The organism is Bacillus sp. JUb11 (assembly GCF_024807925.1).
GTDB lineage: Bacteria > Bacillota > Bacilli > Bacillales > Bacillaceae > Bacillus > Bacillus altitudinis.
This window is the reverse complement of the sequence record NZ_JANUEZ010000003.1, coordinates 56510-79592: the sequence shown is the minus strand read 5'-3', so window position 1 is coordinate 79592 and position 23083 is coordinate 56510. Positions and strand designations below refer to the sequence as shown.

The 23083-nt window shown below is 39.5% G+C and carries 24 protein-coding genes; 22 read left to right on the top strand and 2 right to left on the bottom strand.

All coding sequences use genetic code 11. From position 1 onward, the window contains the following. From M2369_RS06425 to pyrG, 10 genes are all read left to right on the top strand, one after another. A complete protein-coding gene (locus M2369_RS06425; RefSeq protein ID WP_057078933.1) occupies positions 1 to 1143 on the top strand; it encodes an acyl-CoA dehydrogenase in 1143 nt (380 codons plus the stop codon). A 354-nt stretch (positions 1144 to 1497) separates the two neighbouring features. Further along, complete coding sequence (locus tag M2369_RS06420) at positions 1498 to 1686, top strand: hypothetical protein (RefSeq protein ID WP_019743244.1); 189 nt, start codon at positions 1498 to 1500, stop codon at positions 1684 to 1686. A gap of 1135 nt (positions 1687 to 2821) precedes the next feature. Further along, positions 2822 to 3112, top strand: a complete 291-nt coding sequence (locus tag M2369_RS06415; protein WP_008343460.1) for an uberolysin/carnocyclin family circular bacteriocin — start codon at positions 2822 to 2824, stop codon at positions 3110 to 3112. 145 nt (positions 3113 to 3257) lie between these two features. Then, entirely contained in the window at positions 3258 to 3425 is a 168-nt protein-coding gene (locus M2369_RS06410; protein ID WP_008343458.1) for a hypothetical protein, read from the top strand. 35 nt (positions 3426 to 3460) lie between these two features. Further along, complete coding sequence (locus tag M2369_RS06405; RefSeq protein WP_259253682.1) at positions 3461 to 4567, top strand: hypothetical protein; 1107 nt, start codon at positions 3461 to 3463, stop codon at positions 4565 to 4567. Positions 4568 to 4580: 13 nt separating this feature from the next. After that, positions 4581 to 5102 carry a stage II sporulation protein M gene (locus M2369_RS06400; protein WP_008343454.1) on the top strand — a complete coding sequence of 174 codons (522 nt, stop codon included), beginning with the start codon at positions 4581 to 4583 and terminating at the stop codon, positions 5100 to 5102. A gap of 39 nt (positions 5103 to 5141) precedes the next feature. After that, a complete protein-coding gene (locus tag M2369_RS06395) occupies positions 5142 to 5753 on the top strand; it encodes an ATP-binding cassette domain-containing protein (protein ID WP_008343453.1) in 612 nt (203 codons plus the stop codon). Continuing rightward, positions 5732 to 6235, top strand: coding sequence for a hypothetical protein (locus M2369_RS06390; protein WP_008354991.1), 504 nt, complete (start codon positions 5732 to 5734; stop codon positions 6233 to 6235). The genes M2369_RS06395 and M2369_RS06390 overlap by 22 nt, the downstream gene beginning before the upstream one ends. A 491-nt stretch (positions 6236 to 6726) precedes the next feature. Then, positions 6727 to 7263, top strand: coding sequence for a DNA-directed RNA polymerase subunit delta (gene rpoE / locus M2369_RS06385; protein ID WP_041507902.1), 537 nt, complete (start codon positions 6727 to 6729; stop codon positions 7261 to 7263). A 238-nt stretch (positions 7264 to 7501) separates the two neighbouring features. Then, positions 7502 to 9109, top strand: coding sequence for a glutamine hydrolyzing CTP synthase (pyrG, locus tag M2369_RS06380; protein ID WP_017360053.1), 1608 nt, complete (start codon positions 7502 to 7504; stop codon positions 9107 to 9109). 41 nt (positions 9110 to 9150) lie between these two features. Here pyrG and M2369_RS06375 read toward each other — a convergent pair whose 3' ends face one another. Next, a complete protein-coding gene (locus M2369_RS06375) occupies positions 9151 to 9681 on the bottom strand; it encodes a DUF2529 domain-containing protein (RefSeq protein ID WP_008343445.1) in 531 nt (176 codons plus the stop codon). Between the two features lie 180 nt (positions 9682 to 9861). Here M2369_RS06375 and M2369_RS06370 point away from each other — a divergent pair, with 180 nt between their 5' ends. From M2369_RS06370 to M2369_RS06325, 10 genes are all read left to right on the top strand, one after another. Continuing rightward, entirely contained in the window at positions 9862 to 10236 is a 375-nt protein-coding gene (locus tag M2369_RS06370) for a response regulator (RefSeq protein WP_003214681.1), read from the top strand. Between the two features lie 178 nt (positions 10237 to 10414). Continuing rightward, entirely contained in the window at positions 10415 to 11272 is an 858-nt protein-coding gene (locus M2369_RS06365) for a class II fructose-bisphosphate aldolase (RefSeq protein ID WP_007497678.1), read from the top strand. A 111-nt stretch (positions 11273 to 11383) separates the two neighbouring features. Further along, complete coding sequence (gene fsa, locus M2369_RS06360) at positions 11384 to 12022, top strand: fructose-6-phosphate aldolase (RefSeq protein ID WP_003215343.1); 639 nt, start codon at positions 11384 to 11386, stop codon at positions 12020 to 12022. 246 nt (positions 12023 to 12268) lie between these two features. After that, positions 12269 to 13558: a UDP-N-acetylglucosamine 1-carboxyvinyltransferase gene (locus M2369_RS06355; protein ID WP_007497673.1), complete on the top strand. Its 1290-nt coding sequence runs from the start codon at positions 12269 to 12271 to the stop codon at positions 13556 to 13558. Positions 13559 to 13590: 32 nt separating this feature from the next. Further along, positions 13591 to 14556 carry a class II fructose-bisphosphatase gene (gene glpX / locus M2369_RS06350; RefSeq protein ID WP_007497670.1) on the top strand — a complete coding sequence of 322 codons (966 nt, stop codon included), beginning with the start codon at positions 13591 to 13593 and terminating at the stop codon, positions 14554 to 14556. Positions 14557 to 14920: 364 nt separating this feature from the next. Next, complete coding sequence (rho, locus tag M2369_RS06345) at positions 14921 to 16204, top strand: transcription termination factor Rho (protein WP_007497667.1); 1284 nt, start codon at positions 14921 to 14923, stop codon at positions 16202 to 16204. Positions 16205 to 16334: 130 nt separating this feature from the next. Then, positions 16335 to 16535 (top strand): 50S ribosomal protein L31, encoded by a 201-nt coding sequence (rpmE, locus tag M2369_RS06340; protein WP_003215407.1) that lies wholly within the window; start codon positions 16335 to 16337, stop codon positions 16533 to 16535. An 87-nt stretch (positions 16536 to 16622) separates the two neighbouring features. Continuing rightward, positions 16623 to 17225 (top strand): thymidine kinase, encoded by a 603-nt coding sequence (locus tag M2369_RS06335; RefSeq protein ID WP_007497666.1) that lies wholly within the window; start codon positions 16623 to 16625, stop codon positions 17223 to 17225. Between the two features lie 279 nt (positions 17226 to 17504). After that, the gene (gene malS / locus M2369_RS06330) at positions 17505 to 19205 is read left to right on the top strand and encodes an oxaloacetate-decarboxylating malate dehydrogenase (RefSeq protein WP_024718762.1); all 1701 of its coding nucleotides are present in this window, start codon (positions 17505 to 17507) and stop codon (positions 19203 to 19205) included. A 91-nt stretch (positions 19206 to 19296) separates the two neighbouring features. Continuing rightward, complete coding sequence (locus tag M2369_RS06325) at positions 19297 to 20253, top strand: AEC family transporter (protein ID WP_007497662.1); 957 nt, start codon at positions 19297 to 19299, stop codon at positions 20251 to 20253. Positions 20254 to 20287: 34 nt separating this feature from the next. Here the strand turns inward: M2369_RS06325 and racA are convergent, their stop codons facing one another. After that, positions 20288 to 20839 (bottom strand): chromosome-anchoring protein RacA, encoded by a 552-nt coding sequence (racA, locus tag M2369_RS06320; protein WP_045033922.1) that lies wholly within the window; start codon positions 20837 to 20839, stop codon positions 20288 to 20290. A gap of 210 nt (positions 20840 to 21049) precedes the next feature. Between racA and prfA the strand changes: the two genes are divergently transcribed. Further along, positions 21050 to 22117: a peptide chain release factor 1 gene (prfA, locus tag M2369_RS06315; RefSeq protein WP_008343422.1), complete on the top strand. Its 1068-nt coding sequence runs from the start codon at positions 21050 to 21052 to the stop codon at positions 22115 to 22117. Next, positions 22107 to 22994, top strand: a complete 888-nt coding sequence (gene prmC / locus M2369_RS06310; RefSeq protein ID WP_045033923.1) for a peptide chain release factor N(5)-glutamine methyltransferase — start codon at positions 22107 to 22109, stop codon at positions 22992 to 22994. The genes prfA and prmC overlap by 11 nt, the downstream gene beginning before the upstream one ends. Positions 22995 to 23083: the final 89 nt, after the last annotated feature.

Below are 23083 nucleotides of genomic sequence, written 5' to 3'. Positions count from 1 at the left end.
ATGCAGTTCCAATTAAGTGACGAACACGAAATGATACAAAAAATGGTGAGAGACTTTGCGAAAAATGAAGTGGAGCCAACAGCAGCAGAGCGAGATGAAACAGAATCGTATGATCCCGCTATTTTTCGTCAAATGGCGGAGCTTGGTTTAACGGGAATCCCTTGGCCAGAAGAAAATGGGGGGATTGGTAGTGATTATTTGGCCTATGTCATAGCGGTTGAAGAGCTCTCACGAGTGTGCGCCTCAACAGGCGTCACCCTATCTGCTCACACATCACTCGCCTCATGGCCAATCTATACATTCGGAACAGATGAGCAAAAGGAGATGTATTTAAAGCCGCTTGCAGAGGGACAGAAGATCGGCGCATACGCACTGACCGAGAGCGGCTCGGGCTCAGATGCCGGCGGAATGAAAACAACAGCAGTAAAAGCAGGGAATGAATACGTCTTGAACGGGGCAAAGATTTTTATTACCAATGGAGGCATTGCGGATTATTATATTGTGTTTGCCGTTACCGACCAAGATCCTTCATCCCGTAATACAACCGCTTTTATTGTAGAAAAAGAGACGCAAGGCTTCTCAATCGGCAAAAAAGAAAGCAAACTGGGCATCCGCTCATCGCCAACGACAGAAATCATCTTTGAAGACTGTCGTATACCCGAAAGGAACCGGCTTGGTCAAGAAGGCGAAGGTTTTAAGATAGCGATGATGACACTTGACGGCGGCAGAAACGGTATTGCCGCACAAGCTGTTGGTATTGCTCAAGGTGCTCTGGATGCAGCAGTCAATTATGCAAAGGAGCGCAAACAATTCGGCAAACCAATCATTCAGCAGCAAGGCATTGCTTTTAAGTTAGCGGATATGGCAACGGCAATTGAGGCCTCAAGACTGCTCACCTATCAGGCAGCATGGCTTGAAACGAAAGGGCTTCCGTATGGGAAAGAATCAGCTATGTCCAAGCTCTTTGCCGGTGATACAGCCATGAAGGTGACGACAGAAGCCGTACAAATCTTCGGCGGATACGGCTATACAAAGGATTACCCAGTCGAACGATACATGCGTGATGCGAAAATCACTCAAATCTATGAAGGGACACAAGAAATCCAGCGGCTGGTCATCTCACGGAAACTGCTAGATATGTAGAAACCAAGTAAAGACCACCTGATGTGAGGGGGTCTTTTTTGGTACGGTTCAATTAGTTTTAAAATTTTAAAACAGTAACAAAATCTAAAGGTTTTTTTAGGGTGGAAAAGGATTGTATAGTAATATAACCAGCTTTAACTTAAGAGTGATCTGTCACCGATGATGTAGAGAGTATTGATTCATATGAACTGGCAACAAACCTACTAAAGTATTAGACACTAAATAAAGGAGTAACTAAATCTGTACAAAAGGTAATAGCCGTTTTTTCCTGAATTTAAGATAATTTCCAGTATCGACCCATTTTATCATGGGGTTATGTTAAAATTGAAGAAATATAAATATTTGGAGGTTATTATGACCACTACTACCATCTTAGGAATCGTAACAATGGTTATATGGATTTTGGTTTCGACAGAACTTTCTAAGAATTCAAAAAAGGACAGTGATCAAAAAGAAAACAGTCGTAGAAAATTAATTGTATTAATGTTTGCAGGAATTGTATTGACCATAGCTGTAGTAATTTCATTATTTCAAAAACTTTAGATTAAGATAAATAAAAGTGTATAGCTATAAAGTTTTCATCATTTAATTTTTAAACATATTTATAAGTGAGGCGATCGTCTCACAGACATTACATATTTAAAGCAAATCTCAATGTTTGAGAAATATATAACAAATCAATAATTAGCTTATTTCTAAAAGAGAATGAATTTCTAAAATGCTGGATATTATTCAAACATAGATGAGGAAAAAATTTTATTTGTCCGAAATTGAAAAGATCTCCGTGAGGTATTTAATACAAAATAGCCAAAATTAATACTAGTAACCTTTAAAATGAAAATAAAACCTTTATTAAAGTACCTTTATTCTGTTATCAACCTAAATCGGGACATCTCATAATGAGTGTCTCGATTTTTTGGAATACTAGAAATTGGTACAATTTCATTGGTTGACTTCATCCGTTCCAGTCTTTTTCAACATCCATATACAGGGACTTATGTTGGGTTTTTAAGAGTAGCATGTTTATCGTATTTTCTAATATTTTTCAACTTTTTGAAGACTTTCATAGGAATTGCGATGTATAAAGATACTGACATGTTCGATCATACTAATATAATTTTAAAAAATTATAAAGATCTTGTCTTTACAAGGTTCAAGGGGGTAGGATTAGTACTGCCAATTCAATTCATTGATTCGATTAATGCCCAAGAACGCCCTTTTTATTCTACATCCGTGAGCAGTTTATAGAAAATAAAATGAGAGAGATCTAATCATTAAATTTGGCTCTGCCTCTGTCTTTAGTGAAGATGGACTTATTTTATTAAGAACATTATATTAATAAATTCAAGAAATAAAGGAGCTAATCATATCTTAAAAATATAAATGCCATAATTATCTCAGTCATGATAAAAGTTACCTACCTCTAAGACTAAAGATATGAGATGAATTGATTTTTAATAGTGTTTTATTAGAAATTTTGACTAGAGTTTGGCGAATTAGAGTGTTTTATGCCATTACATAAGTAACCTGTAAAATGGAAAAAGAGCTTAATCCCTAAAAAATTGATTATAAATACCTCTATATAAATAATTATTACAAATTTTCCAAAAAAATATTGAAATGTAATTTAATTCTTGTTAGACTAAAGGAGTAGTAAATAATCGAAGGAGGTCAAATTATGACGAAAGCAACAGATTCTAGGTTTTATGTTTTATTATCGCTGTCACTTCTGGCGGTAACATCAGTAGCTTTAGTGATTGGTAATGGTTCTTTGATTGCAGCAAATCTTGGTGTTAGTACTGGAACCGCATTTACAATAGTTAATTTCTTAGATACTTGGTCCTCGGTAGCAACTGTCATTACTATCGTTGGCATGTTCACTGGCGTCGGAACAATTAGTGCAGGTGTAGCTGCTTCTATTTTGGCTATCCTCAAGAAAAAAGGAAAAGCTAAAGCTGCTGCTTTTTAATCTCAGAAAAAATCATCTCAATCTTTATTGAGATGATTTTTTCCAATATTATTGTATGGTCAATAAATGGTAACTTTAAAGATAATTTAACATTGTATGCCCATTTTGGATTATTATAAAACATCAATTAGGAGGTATTTTTTTGATGATAAAACCCAAAAAAACTTACTTATTCTCATCATTGTTATTTGCAGTTACAATGGCAGCTTTTTTTGGTGGTAGAGGTTCTTTGATTGAAGTAAAGTTGGGTGTTAGTAATGGGAATGCTGGTATTTTGGCTGTGCATGGGAAAGCCAAAGCTACTGCTTGTTAAAGTGACTTATGTACAAACTAAATAAGTTATTTAAAATGTATGATCGAAGTATAATGGGGTACCTCAATTATATTGGGACGATCCTTTTTTCTTTTATTGTCATGGTAGGGATTATTTTCTATCGTGGCATGATTCCTAACTCTTACCTGAACAGCTTTATTTTTACTTCAATATATATTGTGGCTACAGCTAATATCAATCGTTGTGTATTACCATACAGAAGACAACAACCAGGCTTGGTCTTTATCTCTAAACAATTGTTGATGAAACATTTATTCTTTACTATGAAAAAAGGATATGCAGTTCAACTACTTCTTGCTTGTTTAATCTCTTCAATCTTTTTGTTAGTAGAAAAGGAATATTTAATTATTATACTATCTATTGTTGCTATAATACTTTCATTTGCATCTCAATTATTGTCGGGTTTATTCAATATTATGAATAGAGTACTTCTTTTGTTGCAATTTTGGTATATTATAACATCTATTCTTGAAGCAGTTATTATACTGCAGATAGTACAATCTCTTCTTATTTATATTTACATAAGTAATTCTCATAGAATACCGATGACAATTGGACTTTCATTTTTAAAAAGTGCTAATAAGAAATATAGATCTGGTAATATTCTGCATCTATTTTTATCCTATATGAATAGCAATAAAATATTAATAGTCTTAATAGGTACCCTAGCTTCAGTGCTTACTTATTTTGCCCAATCTCTTTTAACAAAAGTAGAAAACCTGCCTGCGCTAATTCTAGTCTATATAAACTTTATAACGATCTTAGAAATTTTAATAGGGTCAAAAAAGGAAGAGATCATGCTTGATAAGGCCAGAGTTGAGATGTTACAAGCATCTTTGATTGTAGGTCCATATGAGAGATTTAAATCTAGTACGATTTATTTACTATGCCTTGTGCTCATTTTTATAAGTGCGTGTGGAATAGTCGGAGTAATGATAAACACTTCTGATATCTCAATTAATCTTAAAAATATGTTGTCGATTCCTATAATAATCTTTATTGGGGTTGTATATTTCAGAAAAACCGAACTATTAATCAACGATTATGAACATACATTGCTGAAACTTTCTTTGCCTATTTTATTACTAATATGCATTACAATATTTACTATTACTTCATGAAAAGAGGAGGAAAATGATAAATAAAAGATTTAAATGTTTTCTTTGGTACTATTCTAGCTACTGTATATTACTGATTAGTATAGGAATTTATTTTGGAAACATAGTCAACAAAGAATTATTTGAAGCAGCACCGCCAACTTCGGGTCAAGATTTTATGTCTGTAGTGCTGATGCATAACTTAACGAATTTTGGAATGTATTTATTGGGTTTTTTATTTTCGCCATTATTTCAAATAATGGATTTCGGAGGTTCGTCCTTCGTTATTACAATGGGTTTTAGGACGTTAGGAGCGCAAGAAGCTTTAGATAAATTAATTCCTCATGGTTTATTAGAATTCCCAAATATGCTGCTGTATCAAGGAATAAGCCAGTATGTGCTTTTCACATTAATCTATACGAAGTCAATTAAAGCTGCTCTAGGTGTCATGAAAAAAATGATTCCTTATTATGTCCTATCGTTAGTCATCCTAATAATAGCTGCCTTTATTGAAGGGTATGATTCCTTATTATTTTCTATCATTATCAACATTAGCTGATTTTATTGAAGACTCTATATTACAGAGAAGGGGATTCAAGTGGGATTAGAATTTGTAGAATGTACAAAGAAATTCAAAAATAATATGATACTGGATAAAGTGAATTTTTCAATTCCATCGGGTCTCTTTCATTTAGTAGGCCGAAATGGTGCAGGTAAAAGTACTCTCCTTAGAATGATATCTGGTTTAGATAAAAGATACTCTGGGGTTATTGAGATAAACAAAGAATCGACTCTTTATTTAAATGTGGACTCTATTGGTATTCACCCATTTACGATTAGAGAAAATCTAGAGATCTTGTGGAATACGTTTAATATTACACCTAATGAAGAACAAATGTGTAATGTGAATGATTTTTTTGATGGCAACCTAGATGGTTCGTATAGTAGAGCATCTACGGGTATGAAAGCGAAGGTAGGGTTATCTTTAGTGTTCGTAAAAGATTGGGAAACAATACTAATTGATGAAACCATGTCATCGCTCGATTCAGAAAGTATAGATATGCTATCTGAAAGGTTAGTGAAAATTTCTAAAAAAAATGCAACCATTATTTATGTTTCCCATAGCATGGTCAATAAACGCTTAAATGATAATTCAAGCATTTTTAGTATAGGAGATGGGATGCTTTTATGGAACAACGTCCAAGAATAACATCACTGATATCATTGGTCATTTTTATTTTTGTCAATTATTATTTTGTAACTTTTGCTATTGAGTTGAATGGCTACATTTCTAAACTAGATGATTTGAAAGCTTTGTTAGAGGATATCTCCTATGAAACAATGCTGAATCTAATTGTTGTCATCACTACAACTTTAACAACAATAAGCCTTTTAGTGCAGTATCTAATTGGTAAATTCTTATTGATGATCTTTGCTCCTGAAGTTAAGAGTAAGTTGTTTTATGCTCTGATTCCTAAGATTCTCATTATGTTTATCAATGTAATATGCATGGGGATTTTGCAGATAGATAACTTATTGTTGTACATGTTGACAGCGCTTATAGGGTCTGTTCTCATTTTGCTCTTTTTCCAGTACAAAAAAGAGAACTGGAAAGCATCAATTCTCTTTGCTGCGCCGTTTATCATTGATGCATTAATCTCCTTAGGGAAAGAAATTGTCTCTATACTGTGATGTATGATAAGTAGAGCATGAACTTGCACTTATAGGTAGTTTATAAACAAGGTCTGTGAAAAAGGGGAAGCATATTAATGCAAGTTAAGAAAAGATGCATCTAAAAAATGTACAAGAAGTTTTATAAAAAGGTACACGTAGACTTAAACCCGTTTATGTGTACCTTTTTATAAAATGGATAATCGCTTCGTTCAATCGATAGCCGATCAGGTGCATTGTCTTTATTGTATTCATTCCTAACATTGCCTTTCATAGAAGGGACACTTGCAAAAAGTATATCACACACAGGAATAACGCCAATTTAACGCAAATGACTGGATTTTAACGCTCTTCATACGAAAAAATCAAAAATTAACATCAATAAAGGTGGCATAAACTCCCCTAATTTGTTTATAATGAGAGGTATGGTTTGTCGTAAGAATAAGGTATAAATACTTATTATTTCACTGATAAATGGATACATACATGTAATAGAAAGGGAGTGTCTGACCTTGAGTTTGAAAGAATACTCACAGGAACAGCTCAAACAAATGTCTTTAGTTGAACTTGCTTATGAAATTTTCAGAGACAGCAAAACGCCGATTACGTTTTCCGAGTTAATAGATGAAATGGTCCGTTTGCAAGGGATACAAAAATCTGAACTTGATGATCGACTTGCTCAATTTTATACAGACTTAAATATAGATGGCCGCTTTATTTCGTTAGGTGATCAGAGATGGGGACTTCGCAGCTGGTATCCAGTTGATCAAATCGAAGAAGAAGTTCAGCCAGCTGTGAAAACAAAAGCGAAAAAGAAAAAAACAAAAGCTGCTGTCGTTGAAGAAGACTTCGATGATATTGAAGAGGAAGAAGAAATCGACGAGCTTGAAGAAGATCTTGATCTTGTTGAAGACGACGAGGACCTTGACCTAGATGATGAAGAAATCGATGAAGAGATAGAAGAGTTCGACGAAGATGATGATGAAGATGATGACGGCTTAACGGAAATTGATGAAGACGATTTAGACGATGATGAGGAAGACAAATAACCCTCACAAACCGGTCCTGAAAACAGGACAAAACCGTCTTGACTTTCCAGAGCGAACTATGTAGTATGTATTTTGGGCTCTCTAAAAAAGAGTACGTAAAGATACGTTCATTTACGCTCCCTTTCATTTATTTGAAAGGGAGCTTTCTTATTTTTCAAGAGATTTAGGGATACACTCTAAAAGGATGAAGCTGTGCATGTCTAGTCATGCAAGGGTAAAAAAGAGAGGAGCATACGAAATGACAAAGTATATTTTTGTAACAGGAGGAGTTGTTTCCTCACTTGGAAAAGGGATCACGGCTGCATCGTTAGGCCGCCTTCTGAAAAATAGAGGGATGGATGTCACCATTCAAAAGTTTGATCCATATATCAACGTAGACCCAGGGACAATGAGTCCATACCAGCACGGTGAGGTATTTGTCACAGACGACGGTGCTGAAACAGATCTTGACTTAGGTCACTACGAGCGCTTCATTGACATTAACTTGAATAAATACAGCAACGTCACAACTGGTAAAATCTATTCTACAGTCCTGAAAAAAGAGCGCCGCGGCGACTATTTAGGTGGAACCGTACAGGTCATTCCCCATATTACAAATGAAATCAAAGACCGTGTGTACCGTGCAGGGAAAGAAACGGGTGCAGATGTGGTCATTACAGAAATCGGTGGAACAGTTGGAGATATCGAATCCCTTCCATTCCTAGAAGCGATTCGTCAAATGAAGAGTGACATCGGCCGTGAAAACGTGATGTACATTCATTGTACCCTTGTTCCTTACATCCGTGCTGCAGGCGAACTGAAAACAAAACCAACACAGCATAGTGTAAAAGAACTTCGTAGTCTAGGTATTCAGCCAAACGTCATTGTGGTCAGAACTGAAATGCCATTGGCACAAGACATGAAGGACAAAATTGCGCTATTCTGTGATATTGATACGAAAGCAGTCATCGAATGTCAGGATGCGGATACCCTTTATTCGATTCCGCTTGATTTACAAAAACAAGGATTAGACAAGCTTGTATGTGAGCACATGAAGCTTGACTGTCAAGATGCGGACATGACGGAGTGGACGGCGCTTGTTGATAAAGTGCAAAACCTTTCAAAACAAGTCACAATTGGTCTTGTAGGGAAATATGTTGAGCTGCAAGATGCATACATTTCTGTCGTTGAATCACTTCGTCATGCGGGCTATGCATTTGATGCGGATGTTCAAATCAAATGGATCAACGCAGAAGAAGTCACAGCAGAAAATATGGCTGATTTCGCTCAAGATGTAGACGGCATTATTGTTCCTGGAGGCTTCGGAGACCGCGGAGTAGAAGGGAAAATCATTGCAACACAATATGCGCGCGAAAACAAAGTGCCATTCTTCGGAATTTGCTTAGGTATGCAAGTCGCATCTATCGAATATGCGAGAAACGTACTAGGTTTAGAGGGAGCGCATTCCGCTGAAATTGATCCAGAAACAGCATTCCCAATCATCGACCTTCTTCCAGAACAGAAGGATGTTGATGACTTAGGTGGAACACTTCGCCTCGGCCTATACCCTTGTAAATTAAACGAAGACTCAAAAGCATTTGCTGCATACAATGACGAAGTCGTGTACGAACGCCACCGTCATCGCTATGAGTTTAATAACGAATTCAGACAGCAAATGGAAGCAGCAGGTTTTGTCTTCTCTGGTACAAGCCCAGACGGACGCCTTGTTGAAATCATTGAACTGAAGGATCACCCATGGTTCCTTGCTTCTCAGTTCCACCCAGAATTCATTTCAAGACCGACAAGACCACAGCCGTTATTTAGAGATTTCGTTGGTGCTTCACTACAGGCATCTGAATCAAAATAAAACAAAAAACTGCCGAGAATATCATCTTCTCGGCAGTTTTTTTATTCATATTCCTCAACGATTTCTTTCACAGTAAACGATAGAGCATGGTAGACATATAAGCAGGTCATCAGTGCAGGATAGCCGAACCTTGTTCCATCTTCAGCAGGCACAAGTGGTTTTTTGAGCTGAAAATCAATGTGGACATCACAATGCTCTTCAATGAATGATGTCTCCTTTTGTGCAGGACCGACCCCGACAATAGGTGTACCTTGTTCGTGAAGCTCTTTGACAAGGGATTGAATCTCTTGATCTTCTGGATCTGAATAAAATAAAAGCACCCTGTCACTTGGATGAAGTAAGCTACGCTCCTTTTGATCCAGCGGCAGAACCTTCGCACCCGGAAACGGCTCCTTGCTCTCAGATGCTTCTAAGGCTACAGCCGCCAGTTCATTCTTGCCATGAAAATACACGGCATGTCCACTGACAACGGCCTGAGCAAGAAGGCGTGCACCGTCTTCGATCGCTTCGGCCTGCTTATCTCCAATACGTGAAAAAATACCTGATAATTGGGTAGTGAAAATTTTTAACAAGACTCATTTCCTCCTTCTGTCAGATCATTTTATAATAGAATATAAAGAGAATATTAGGAAAAATGCTCAGAAAATGTCGTAAAGTAAACTATTATAATTAAAGGAAATGTGAAAATCAAACAGAATTATTTAACAACAGCTCTTTTTATGGCGAAAAATGAAAGCAATGGGGTGTAACAGATGAATGAGAAAATTTTAATTGTCGATGATCAGTACGGTATTAGAATATTGCTGAATGAAGTGTTTCATAAAGAAGGCTATCAAACCTTTCAAGCCGCTAATGGACTACAGGCATTAGATATTGTGAAAAACCATAGACCAAACCTCGTCCTGCTTGATATGAAGATTCCCGGAATGGATGGCATTGAGATTTTAAAACGCATGAAATTAATTGATGAAGACATCCGCGTGATCATTATGACAGCTTATGGCGAACTAGATATGATTCAAGAGTCTAAAGAGCTCGGTGCATTAACGCATTTTGCTAAACCATTTGATATTGATGAAATCCGTGATGCAGTCAAAGAATACTTGCCGCTCGAAACAAATGGCTAGATGGAAATGATTGAATCAAGTCATTCTGTTGCCGATTTGTCGAATAATTGGTATTCTAGATAAGAAGAAGAAAGCGATCTGACTTTGAAAGTTTACATATGGCGAGAAATTCTGGTCATGCTAGGGTGGAGAGCTTTTTTTAGTAAGCAAATTAGCTACATAGGGAGGATTTTTCATCATGCCTTTAGTTTCAATGACAGAAATGTTGAAAGACGCAAAGGAAAAAGGTTACGCTGTTGGACAGTTTAACTTAAATAACTTAGAATTCACGCAAGCGATTTTACAAGCTGCTGAAGAAGAGAAATCTCCAGTTATCTTAGGAGTATCTGAAGGAGCAGGACGCTACATGGGCGGCTTCAAAACAGTTGTCGCAATGGTAAAAGCGTTAATCGAAGAATATAATGTAACAGTTCCTGTTGCGATTCATTTAGATCACGGTTCAAGTTTTGAATCTTGTGCAAAAGCTATTCATGCAGGATTTACTTCTGTGATGATTGATGCTTCTCACCATCCATTTGATGAGAACGTAGCGACAACTGCAAAAGTGGTTGAGCTTGCACATTTCCACGGTGTATCTGTAGAAGCTGAGCTTGGAACTGTTGGTGGACAAGAAGACGACGTCATCGCTGAGGGCGTTATTTATGCTGATCCAAAAGAGTGCCAAGAGCTTGTAGAACGTACTGGTATTGACTGCCTTGCGCCTGCACTAGGTTCAGTTCATGGTCCATACAAAGGTGAACCAAACCTTGGTTTCGCTGAAATGGAAGAAATTGGTAAAACAACTGGACTTCCACTTGTTCTTCACGGCGGAACAGGTATCCCAACTGCTGACATCAAGCGTGCGATTTCACTTGGTACAGCAAAAATCAATGTAAACACTGAAAACCAAATTGCTTCTGCGAAAGCAGTGCGCGAAACACTTGCTGCAAAAACAGAAGAGTATGATCCACGTAAATATCTTGGACCAGCTCGTGACGCAATTAAAGCGACTGTTATCGGCAAAATGCGTGAATTTGGTTCTTCTAACCAAGCATAATTTGATGAGAACCGAAAGCCGCCTGAGTCACAGGCGGTTTTCTCCATATCTTGAGAAAGCGCAATCAAATTTACATTTCAGACAATTTATTGATAGGAGAGTGGCACAGTTATGTTATTTTTCGTAGACACAGCGAATATCGCAGACATCAAAGAGGCACACGAGCTTGGCATTTTAGCAGGCGTGACAACAAACCCTAGTTTAGTAGCGAAAGAAAAGGACGTATCGTTCCACGACCGCCTTCGTGAAATCACTGACGTGGTATCAGGTTCAGTTAGTGCGGAAGTCATTTCTCTCAAAGCAGAAGAAATGATCGAAGAAGGAAAAGAGCTGGCTGCTATTGCACCAAATATCACAGTGAAAATTCCAATGACAACAGACGGTCTTAAAGCGGTCAAAGCGTTAACTGACCTTGGAATTAAAACAAACGTCACGTTGATTTTTAGTGCAAACCAGGCACTTCTTGCAGCTAGAGCTGGTGCGACGTATGTCTCTCCATTCCTCGGCCGCTTAGATGACATTGGCCAAAATGGTCTTGATCTCATTAGTGAAGTGAAAACCATTTTTGATGTTCATGGATTAGATACACAAATCATTGCTGCATCCATTCGTCACCCGCAGCATGTGACAGAAGCTGCGCTTAGAGGTGCTCATATCGGCACAATGCCGCTGAAAGTCATCAAGCAGCTGACAAAACACCCATTAACGGATGCAGGCATTGAGCAATTTTTAGCAGACTGGAATAAATAAGTGATTGTGGCAGACGGATACGCATCCGTTTGCCGCAGTTTTCCTTAAATACGCTAAGAAATGTTTTGTGCAAAGAAGAGAACATCACAGCCTCGCAAAGCTTCGATTATTTTTCTTCCGACAAATTTTGTTTAACCTGTATTCTTTCTCTTGATATTGGCTAAATTTTGGACAAGACCTTTTAAAGCGCGACATCCACAAACAGTATAACTCCAACAGTGATCTTCTTTAAGAAGGGAGACAAATATGGAAAAGTTAAACATTGCCGGCGGTGACCCCTTGCGCGGGACCGTACATATTAGTGGTGCGAAAAATAGTGCTGTGGCACTGATTCCTGCCACGATTCTCGCTGATTCTCCAGTAACCATTGAAGGCCTTCCGCATATTTCAGATATTGACACATTACGAGATCTGTTAGAAGAGATTGGCGGAAAGGTCACGTTTGAAAAAGGTGAGATGGTTGTCAATCCTGCTTCCATGATCAGTATGCCGCTTCCTAATGGGAAAGTGAAGAAACTACGGGCATCCTATTATTTAATGGGTGCTATGCTCGGTAGATTCAAGCAGGCTGTCATTGGATTGCCAGGGGGATGTCACTTAGGACCTAGACCGATCGATCAGCATATCAAAGGCTTTGAAGCACTTGGAGCCGAGGTGACAAACGAACAGGGTGCGATTTATTTGCGCGCTGAAAAATTAGTCGGAGCCCGTATTTATCTTGATGTTGTCAGTGTAGGTGCGACCATCAACATCATGCTGGCAGCCGTGCTGGCTGAAGGGAAAACAGTGATTGAAAATGCCGCAAAAGAACCCGAAATTATTGATGTAGCGACACTGCTTGCAAGCATGGGAGCTAAAATCAAAGGTGCGGGGACGGATGTGATTCGGATCGAAGGTGTGGAATCTCTCCATGGTTGCAGGCATTCCATCATCCCTGACCGCATAGAAGCAGGTACATTTTTAATTGCAGGTGCAGCGATGGGGGATGAAGTTGTGCTTGATAATGTGATCCCAACTCATTTAGAATCAATTACGGCGAAACTTAGAGAGATGGGATTCACAATTGAAACAAGCAACGATCAAATGCTGATCGTTGGCAGAAATGAAGGACTCAAGCCTGTCGATATCAAAACCCTTGTGTATCCGGGCTTTCCGACCGATCTTCAACAGCCGATGACGGCTTTGTTAACAAAGGCGAAAGGCACGAGTGTCGTGACAGATACCATTTACTCTGCCCGTTTTAAACATATTGACGAATTGCGTCGAATGGGTGCTAATATGAAGGTGGAAGGAAGATCTGCCATTATTACAGGTCAAACGCAGCTTCAAGGTGCAAAGGTCAAAGCAAGTGATCTGCGAGCAGGTGCTTGTCTCGTTGTTGCAGGGTTAATGGCAGACGGTGTGACCGAAATCACAGGGCTTGAACATATAGACAGAGGATATAGTATGCTTGAGGAGAAGCTTGAAGGCTTGGGTGCAACCATCTGGCGTGAAAAGCTGAATGACCAAGAAATAGAAGAACTTCAAAATTCATAAGGCTTTGACTGTGAGAGGAGATTTGGACAAAAATGGAAAGAAGTTTATCGATGGAACTAGTACGGGTGACAGAAGCAGCTGCATTAAAATCTGCTCGTTGGATGGGTAGAGGTTTAAAAGACGAAGCGGATGATGCTGCAACAAGTGCCATGCGTGATGTATTTGATACGATTCCGATGAAGGGAACTGTGGTCATCGGCGAGGGAGAAATGGACGAAGCACCAATGCTTTATATTGGGGAAAAGCTTGGAAACGGATATGGACCTCGCGTGGATGTCGCTGTTGATCCATTGGAAGGAACAAATATTGTGGCAAGCGGCGGCTGGAATGCTTTAGCTGTTATCGCTGTTGCAGATCATGGCAACTTGCTGAATGCACCTGATATGTACATGGATAAGATCGCAGTAGGTCCAGAAGCGGTAGGCTGCATCGACATTGAAGCGCCTGTCATTGACAATCTTCGTGCTGTTGCAAAAGCGAAAAACAAAGATATTGAAGATGTTGTTGCGACAATTTTAAACAGAGAGCGACATGAAAAGATCATTGCTGAGCTGAGAGAAGCTGGAGCAAGAATCAAGCTGATCGATGATGGTGACGTTGCAGGAGCCATTAATACAGCATTTGATCACACAGGTGTTGATATTCTATTTGGTTCAGGTGGAGCGCCTGAAGGTGTCCTTTCTGCTGTTGCGTTAAAAGCACTTGGTGGAGAAATCCACGGTAAGCTTCTTCCACAAAGTGAAGAAGAGCTGAGACGCTGTGAGAAAATGGGACTGGATGTTGGAAAAGTCCTCAGAATGGAAGACCTCGTGAAAGGCGATGACGCCATTTTTGCAGCGACAGGTGTAACTGATGGCGAGTTATTAAAAGGTGTTCAATTTAAAGGCTCTGTTGGAACAACACATAGTGTTGTCATGCGTGCGAAATCAGGTACTGTTCGATTCGTCGATGGCAGACACAGTTTAAAGAAAAAACCGAATCTTGTCATTCGTCCGTAATCTGAAAGCGGGTATTCTTTACCCGCTTTTCATATAGGTGTCAAATATATATCATTTTCTTTTTAAAGTTGAATATTCCCTGCAAATGAGGTAAAACTAAAGAGTGCTGCGAAATTTTCTGCGAATTTACTTCTTTTAAGCTTCAACAAGTTTAAATACTGCCGCATCATGACGATATACTCATTATCCTTCTCTATGTTGACAAAGCTCAATTTCACATTGTTCCTATCTTTACGATAAAACGAGTGGGAGCGTTACCATGAGAGCGAGGTCATTCCAACAAAAACGGAATTAAAAGCTAATCAAATACAATGGTCATGCATTTGTAATGAAATACATTGACTAGAAAAGTGTGGTGTCCATATTGAAAGATGTTTCGATTTCATCTTTGGAAAATATGAAATTAAAAGAGCTGTATGAGTTAGCAAAAAAGTACAAAATCTCTTATTACAGCAAACTAACAAAAAAAGAATTAATTTTTGCCATCTTAAAGGCGAATGCTGAGCAAGAGGATCTCTTATTTATGGAAGGGGTTCTAGAAATTATTCAGTCAGAGGGATTTGGTTTCTTAAGACCAATTAACTACTCCCCAAGTTCTGAAGACATTTATATTTCAGCTTCACAAATCAGACGCTTTGATTTAAGAAATGGTGATAAGGTGTCTGGAAAGGTACGACCTCCAAAAGAGAATGAACGCTACTATGGCCTCCTTCATGTCGAAGCGGTAAATGGGGACGACCCAGAATCAGCTAAGGAACGTGTTCACTTTCCTGCACTCACGCCGCTATTCCCTGATCGTCAAATGATTCTTGAAACACAGCCTAATCACCTGTCTACTAGAATTATGGATATGATGGCGCCAGTTGGGTTTGGGCAACGTGGTTTAATTGTTGCACCGCCTAAGGCTGGGAAAACCATTTTGCTCAAAGAAATTGCCAACAGCATCTCTGAAAATCATCCAGAGGCAGAACTGATTGTTCTTCTTATTGACGAACGTCCAGAGGAAGTAACAGATATCGAACGTTCTGTTGCAGGGGATGTCGTTAGCTCAACCTTTGACGAAGTACCGGAAAACCACATTAAAGTAGCAGAGCTTGTATTAGAGCGTGCGATGCGTCTAGTTGAACATAAAAAAGATGTCATCATCTTAATGGACAGCATCACAAGGCTTGCTCGTGCATACAACCTTGTCATCCCGCCAAGCGGCCGAACGCTTTCCGGCGGTATTGATCCAGCGGCTTTCCACCGTCCAAAACGCTTCTTTGGTGCTGCGCGTAACATCGAAGAAGGTGGGAGCTTGACCATTTTAGCTACTGCACTTGTTGATACGGGATCGCGTATGGATGATGTGATTTATGAAGAGTTTAAAGGAACAGGAAACATGGAGCTCCATTTAGATCGTTCTCTTGCAGAAAGAAGAATTTTCCCAGCCATCGACATTCGTCGTTCCGGTACAAGAAAAGAAGAACTGCTTGTGCCTAAAGAACATCTTGATCGTCTATGGGCGATGAGAAAATCAATGTCAGATACACCTGATTTCGCTGAGAAATTCATGCGCAAAATGAGAAAAACAAAGACAAACCAAGAATTTTTCGATATTTTAACGCAAGAGTGGAAACAAGCAAATATGTCTGCATCAAGAAGATAGCTTCCTGAAAAAATACATTTGCAATCATAGACTCACACTGTTATAATTTTATCATGTGCGTTTCAGAATTTATTCTGAGATATTAACTCTGTTTCCGAATTGGATTCAGGGCGGAAGGAGATGACAGTAGATGAAAACAGGAATTCATCCTAACTACAAAAAAGCTACAGTCAAATGCGCTTGTGGAAATGAGTTTGAAACTGGATCAGTAAAAGAAGAGGTACGCATCGAGATTTGCTCTGAGTGCCATCCTTTCTATACAGGCCGTCAAAAATTCGCTTCTGCTGATGGACGTGTTGACCGCTTTAACAAAAAATACGGTCTTAAGTAATAATAGATACAATAAACAGGCAGGAATCCGTTCTTGCCTGTTTTTTTACGTGGATTGATGGAACTTTAAAACGGGGGAGAAGACCTTATGTATGTGATGAAACAAAGCGGTTGGCTTGAAGTCATCTGCGGAAGTATGTTTTCTGGAAAGTCGGAAGAATTGATTCGGAGAGCCAAAAGAGCCACCTTTGCCAAACAAGAAGTAAAAATATTCAAACCAGCGATTGATAACCGGTATAGCACAAGCTCAGTTGTGTCACATAACGGTTCATCCGTCGATGGGATTGCAGTAACCTCACCAAAAGACATAATAACGCACATATCAGAACGAACCGATGTCATTGGCATTGATGAGGTGCAATTTTTTGATGAGACAATCATTGATATTGTCACTCAATTGGCTGATAAAGGCTACCGAGTCATTGTTGCAGGCCTTGATCAAGACTTCAGAGGAGAGCCATTTGGTGTTGTTCCGCATTTAATGGCATGTGCAGAGCTTGTAACAAAACTTCAAGCAGTTTGTTCGGTATGCGGCTCCCCAGCGAGTAGAACACAACGCTTGATCGACGGTAAACCCGCATCTTATGATGATCCCATTATTTTAGTAGGTGCGCAGGAATCATACGAAGCACGATGCAGACATCACCATGAAGTACCAAAACTGGATGTTGGTACAACACTTGACAATTAAAAAAATAGCAAATGCCGCTGTGTTTCGTTTTTCGAGTTTTTGGCTGAACACCCATCATTTGTACTTAAATAAATTAAATAACGCTACGAAAAAATTATCTAATTTTCAACGCTTGCGTTTTGGTATAAGCAGGCATAAAATGACTAACTGTAGTGTAAAGCATTTAAACGAAAAGTTCGATTTCTTGTCATAATTTTTTTGATTAAGGATTTTCCTCCTTGATCGTTCTTTGTATTAATAGTTCACTTTATTTATATTTTAGAAAGAGGGTAGTTTTTGATGAACAACGTGAAGAAAACAAAAGAAGGGTACCTCGAAACCACTTTGACAGGTAAAGATGTATTATCGATTCCAACGTTGAACAAAGGCGTTGCTTTCTCTGAAGAAGAAAGACAAGAGCTTGGACTAGAAGGATTACTTCCTCCAACTGTTCTGACTTTAGAACAGCAAGCAGAGAGAGCATACAAGCAATTTCTAGCTCAGCCAGATCGTCTTCGTCAAAACGTATACTTAAGTGATTTGCAAAACCGTAACGAAGTATTATTCTATAAGCTTCTAACGGACAAGCTTCGTGAAATGCTTCCTGTTGTTTACACACCAACTGTTGGTGAAGCGATTCAAGAATACAGCCATGAATACAGAAGACCTCATGGTGTCTACCTTTCAATCGACAACATTGACGGCATTGAGAAAGCATTTGAAAACTTACATGCAACAGCAGGCGACATCGACCTCATCGTAGCAACTGACTCTGAGAGTATTCTTGGAATTGGTGACTGGGGTGTTGGTGGTATCAACATCGCAATTGGTAAACTAGCTGTTTACACGGCTGCAGCAGGAATTGATCCAAGTCGCGTGATTCCAGTTGTATTAGATGTTGGAACTAACAATGAAAAATTATTAAATGATCCATTGTACATTGGGAACCATCACAAACGTGTACAAGGTGAAAAATACGAAGAGTTCATTGATGCGTATGTCAAAGCAGCACTTAAATTCTTCCCGAAAGCATTGCTTCACTGGGAAGACCTTGGAAACAAAAATGCGCGTAACATCATGAAAAAATACAACGACAACATCTTAACATTTAATGATGATATCCAAGGTACTGGTGCCATTACTTTAGCGGGTGTTCTTGCAGCTGTCAAGAAAACTGGTACTCAATTGAAAGATCACCGTGTGATGATTTTCGGAGCTGGATCAGCTGGAATCGGAATCGCCGATCAAATGCGTGACACAATGGTTCTTGAAGGTCTAAGTGAAGAAGAAGCAAACAATGCATTCTGGACGTTAGACTACAGAGGATTGCTAACAGATCAGTTTGAAGATGAAGTGCTTGATTTCCAAAAACCATACCTTCGTTCTTCTGATGAAGTAGAAGGTTGGGCTCGTGATGAAAAAGGACAAATCTCATTTGCTGAAGCTGTTCGCAAGGTGAAGCCAACTATTCTTATTGGTACATCAGGTCAAGGCGGCGCATTCACTGAAGAAATTATTAAAGAAATCGCAGCTCATACAGAGCGTCCAGTGATCATGCCGATGTCTAACCCAACTCCACTTGCTGAAGCAGTACCGGAAGATCTATTCAAATGGACAGACGGTCGTGCGCTTGTTGCAACTGGAAGCCCATTCGAAAATGTCGAGTATAACGGAATTGAACATGAAATCGGACAATCAAACAATGCGTTCGTTTTCCCTGGACTTGGTCTTGGTTCAATCGTAACGGAATCAAAAATTATCACAAAAGGCATGTTCGTTGCTTCTGCAAATGCGATCGCTGAAATGGTTGATCATGAAAAACCAGGCGCTGGACTGCTTCCAAGCATTGATAAATTGCAAGAAGTATCAATCAAGGTAGCTGTTGAAGTAGCAAAAGCAGCAATTAAAGATGGTGTCGCAAGAAGAACACCTGACAACATCGAACAAGCTGTGAAAGATGCTATGTGGATTCCTGAATATAAAAAAATTGTAAGAGCATAATAAAATGTGTAACGCGGCATTGTTTCGGGTAATGTAAGCAATGCCGCTATAAAATAAGAAACATGTAAAGGATTCAAGGAGGAATAGTAAGATGGACTTTTTAAATATTTTGATCCTCCTAGCACCGATTTTTTTCGTTATCGCGCTGGGTTGGTTCGCAGGGAACTTCGGCAGCTATGACGCTAAATCTGCAAAAGGTGTAAGTACACTTGTTACAAAGTATGCTTTACCAGCGCACTTTATCGCCAGCATTCTGTCAACACCAAAAGATAAATTCTATAGTCAAATTCCATTTTTCGTTGCATTGATTCTCGGAATCGTAGGCTTTTATATCATTATCCTTTTAGTTACGAAATTTGCTTTTAAATATGATTTAACAGATTCATCTGTTTTCTCATTAAACTCAGCACAACCGACCTTTGCATTTATGGGGATTCCGGTCTTGGGCAGTTTATTTGGGGCTCAAGAAGTTGCAATTCCGATTGCTATTACCGGAATAGTTGTAAATGCATTGCTTGATCCAATTGCTATTATTGTGTCAACTGTCGGTGAAAAAACAAAAGGAAAAGCCAAAGACGGCGAAAGTTTCCTAAAAATGACGACGAAAGCGATTTTGCACGGTTTATCTGAGCCGCTTGCGCTTGCACCGTTAGCAAGTATCATTCTTGTTCTTTTAGGATTTAAACTTCCTGAAATCGGACATGAAATGCTAGAGGAAATTGGAAGTGTGACATCAGGGGTTGCGCTCTTTGCAGTCGGTGTCACAGTCGGTATCCGCAAAATTAAACTGAGCTTACCAGCTTTCAGTATCGCATTGCTCAAAGTAGCTGTACAACCGTTACTTATGTATTTTATCGCCATTCTTATGGGTCTTTCGGCGGATGAAATTACAAAAGCTGTATTGCTTGTTGCCTTCCCAGGTTCAGCTGTTGCGGCCATGATCGCCACTCGATTTGAGAAACAGGAAGCAGAAACAGCATCGGCATTTGTGATCAGTGCGATCATGTCACTCATTACATTACCGATCATTATTGCACTTACCGTATAATATAGTAGAAAGGCTGCCTTATAGGCAGCCTTTCTTAGCGAAATGAATGAAACAGAGGGAAGAGCACGCGCTTTTTTTTCATGTCGGGGTGTGCCTTTTCCTTTTCTTCTTCTTTTGATGGTTTTGGTTTTGTCAATGTGGTTGTGAGGCGTTCTAATTTTGCAGTTAATTCTTCAATTTCTCTTCTGTGCTGGAGGAGCTGGTAGGAAACGCCTTCATCTGCTTTCTTAGCGAGTTTCCGTTCTATTTCTTGGAAACGGGCTTCAATATGACTGACATGTGATTGCTCTTGAAGGAGCTGTTTCACTTGTTCTTCTAAGGCTTCTATCCGTTTTGATGAGTCAGAAGTTTCTACAGCAGGTGATAATTGCTGGGCGGTTTCTTCATGGATCGGCAGTCTAATGTCATGGAGAATCACACCTTCGTTCATTTGGTGTTGGACCTCTTTGAGCAGCTGGACAATGTCATCATGAAATTCGTAATGTCCAAGTTCATTCCGGGCGACAGGGATGTTGAGCTGTTTAACCCAGCGCTGAATGGTTTTTGAAGATACACCAATTTCCTTTGCAACCTCATTTGTATTCAAACCAAATGCCCTCCCTTTTTTCAATTACAAGTACCATTCTCTTTCGTGAGCATCCGTTCCTTCACGTTAGACAAAACAAGTAACCAATCGCCAAAGATCGTGTTTTCTAGTGAAAAATTGCAGAAAATCAATTGTTTTGGAAATTTTTTTGACTGTCATACCCCGCTATACTATAATTAGACTGTTACGCACAAAACAGAGGTGAAGACCATGTTAGACCGTTTAAAATCAATTGAAGAACGCTATGAAAAGCTAAATGAATATTTAAGTGACCCTGAAGTGGTGAACGACCCTAAGAAGCTTCGTGAATATTCGAAGGAACAATCTGATATTCAAGAAACTGTTGAGGTATATAGACAATATCGTGCGGCATATGATCAGCTAAGTGATGCGAAAGCCATGCTGGAAGATAAGCTCGATGCCGATATGCGCGACATGGTCAAAGAAGAAATTTCAGAGCTCACAGAGGAAACAGAACGTTTAGAAGACGAGCTGAAAATCTTGCTCATCCCGAAAGATCCGAATGACGATAAGAACGTTATTGTGGAGGTTCGTGGTGCAGCGGGCGGAGAAGAGGCTGCGCTGTTTGCAGGAAACCTGTACCGTATGTACAGCCGTTATGCTGAAATGCAAGGCTGGAAAACGGAAGTCATGGAAGCGAGTGTCACTGGAACTGGCGGTTATAAGGAGATCATCTTTATGATTAGCGGTAAAGGTGCATATTCTAAACTAAAGTTTGAAAACGGTGCACACCGCGTGCAGCGTGTTCCTGAAACTGAGTCAGGCGGCCGTATTCATACATCAACAGCGACAGTTGCTGTATTACCAGAGGCGGAGGAAGTTGAAATTGATATCCACGAAAAAGATATTCGTGTGGATACATTCGCATCAAGCGGACCAGGGGGACAAAGTGTTAATACCACAATGTCTGCTGTTCGTTTGACTCACCTTCCAACAGGTGTAGTGGTTTCCTGTCAGGATGAGAAATCACAAATCAAAAACAAAGAAAAAGCGATGAAAGTTTTGCGTGCGAGAATTTATGATAAATTCCAGCGTGAAGCACAAGCTGAATATGATCAAACCCGTAAATCTGCTGTTGGAACAGGGGATCGTTCAGAGCGTATCCGTACGTACAATTTCCCGCAAAACCGTGTGACGGACCACCGTATCGGATTGACGATTCAAAAGCTTGATCAAATTTTAGAAGGAAAACTTGACGAGGTCATTGATGCATTAATTATGGAAGACCAAGCAAGAAAACTTCAAAATGCAAAATAAAGAGCGAACGATCTTTGAAGCCCTTAAATGGGCTTCTTCTTTGTTAACGGAAGCGGGCAGAGACCAAAACGCAGCAGAGTTAATGTTGATGCATGTGCTTGGATGGAGCAGAAGTGAACTTCTTGCCCGTTTTCATGATCCACTGCCAGAGGAGCAAGATTCACAATTCAGCAAGTTCGTCGCACAGCACAAGCGTGGAGTGCCTGTGCAGCATTTAACGGGTGTTGAATTTTTTTATGGGCGTCCTTTTGAGGTAAACAAACACGTTCTGATTCCTCGTCCTGAAACGGAGGAAGTGGTGCTGGCGGCATTGAATATGATGAATCGTGTGTTTCCTAATGATCAGCCGCTCAAAGCTGTTGATGTAGGAACAGGTAGCGGTGCAATTGCGATTACGTTAGCTCTTGAAAAAGAATCTCTCACTGTGACAGCGACGGATATTTCACATGAAGCACTTGAAGTAGCAAAGCGAAATCAAGAAGCGCTTGGTGCAGACGTTCATTTTGTCCAAGGGGATTTACTTGAACCGATTATGGCTCAGGGCATCAAAGTCGATGTGTTTATTTCCAATCCGCCTTATATTGCGGCAGAAGAAATGGATGGTTTATCAGAGGTTGTCACAAAGCATGAACCTGTCAATGCGCTGACAGATGGGCGTGATGGCCTGTGGTTTTATGAGCGTATCGCCTGTGATCTCCACAAAGTACTTCATCAGCAAGCGGTGGTTGTCCTTGAAATAGGACATACACAAGCACAAGATGTAAAAGCGCTTCTTTTGCAGGCGTTCCCTTCAGCTGATGTTCATATCATCAAGGACATCAACGGAAAGGATCGAGCGGTTTGCGCACACATTCAAAACGGAAGTCCGGCTGAATAAAGTCGGACTATTTTATTATGTAAAGATGAAACTTATGGTAAAAGGGAAACGTATATATAGAAGAATGAACATTCTGATCATGATTTTTT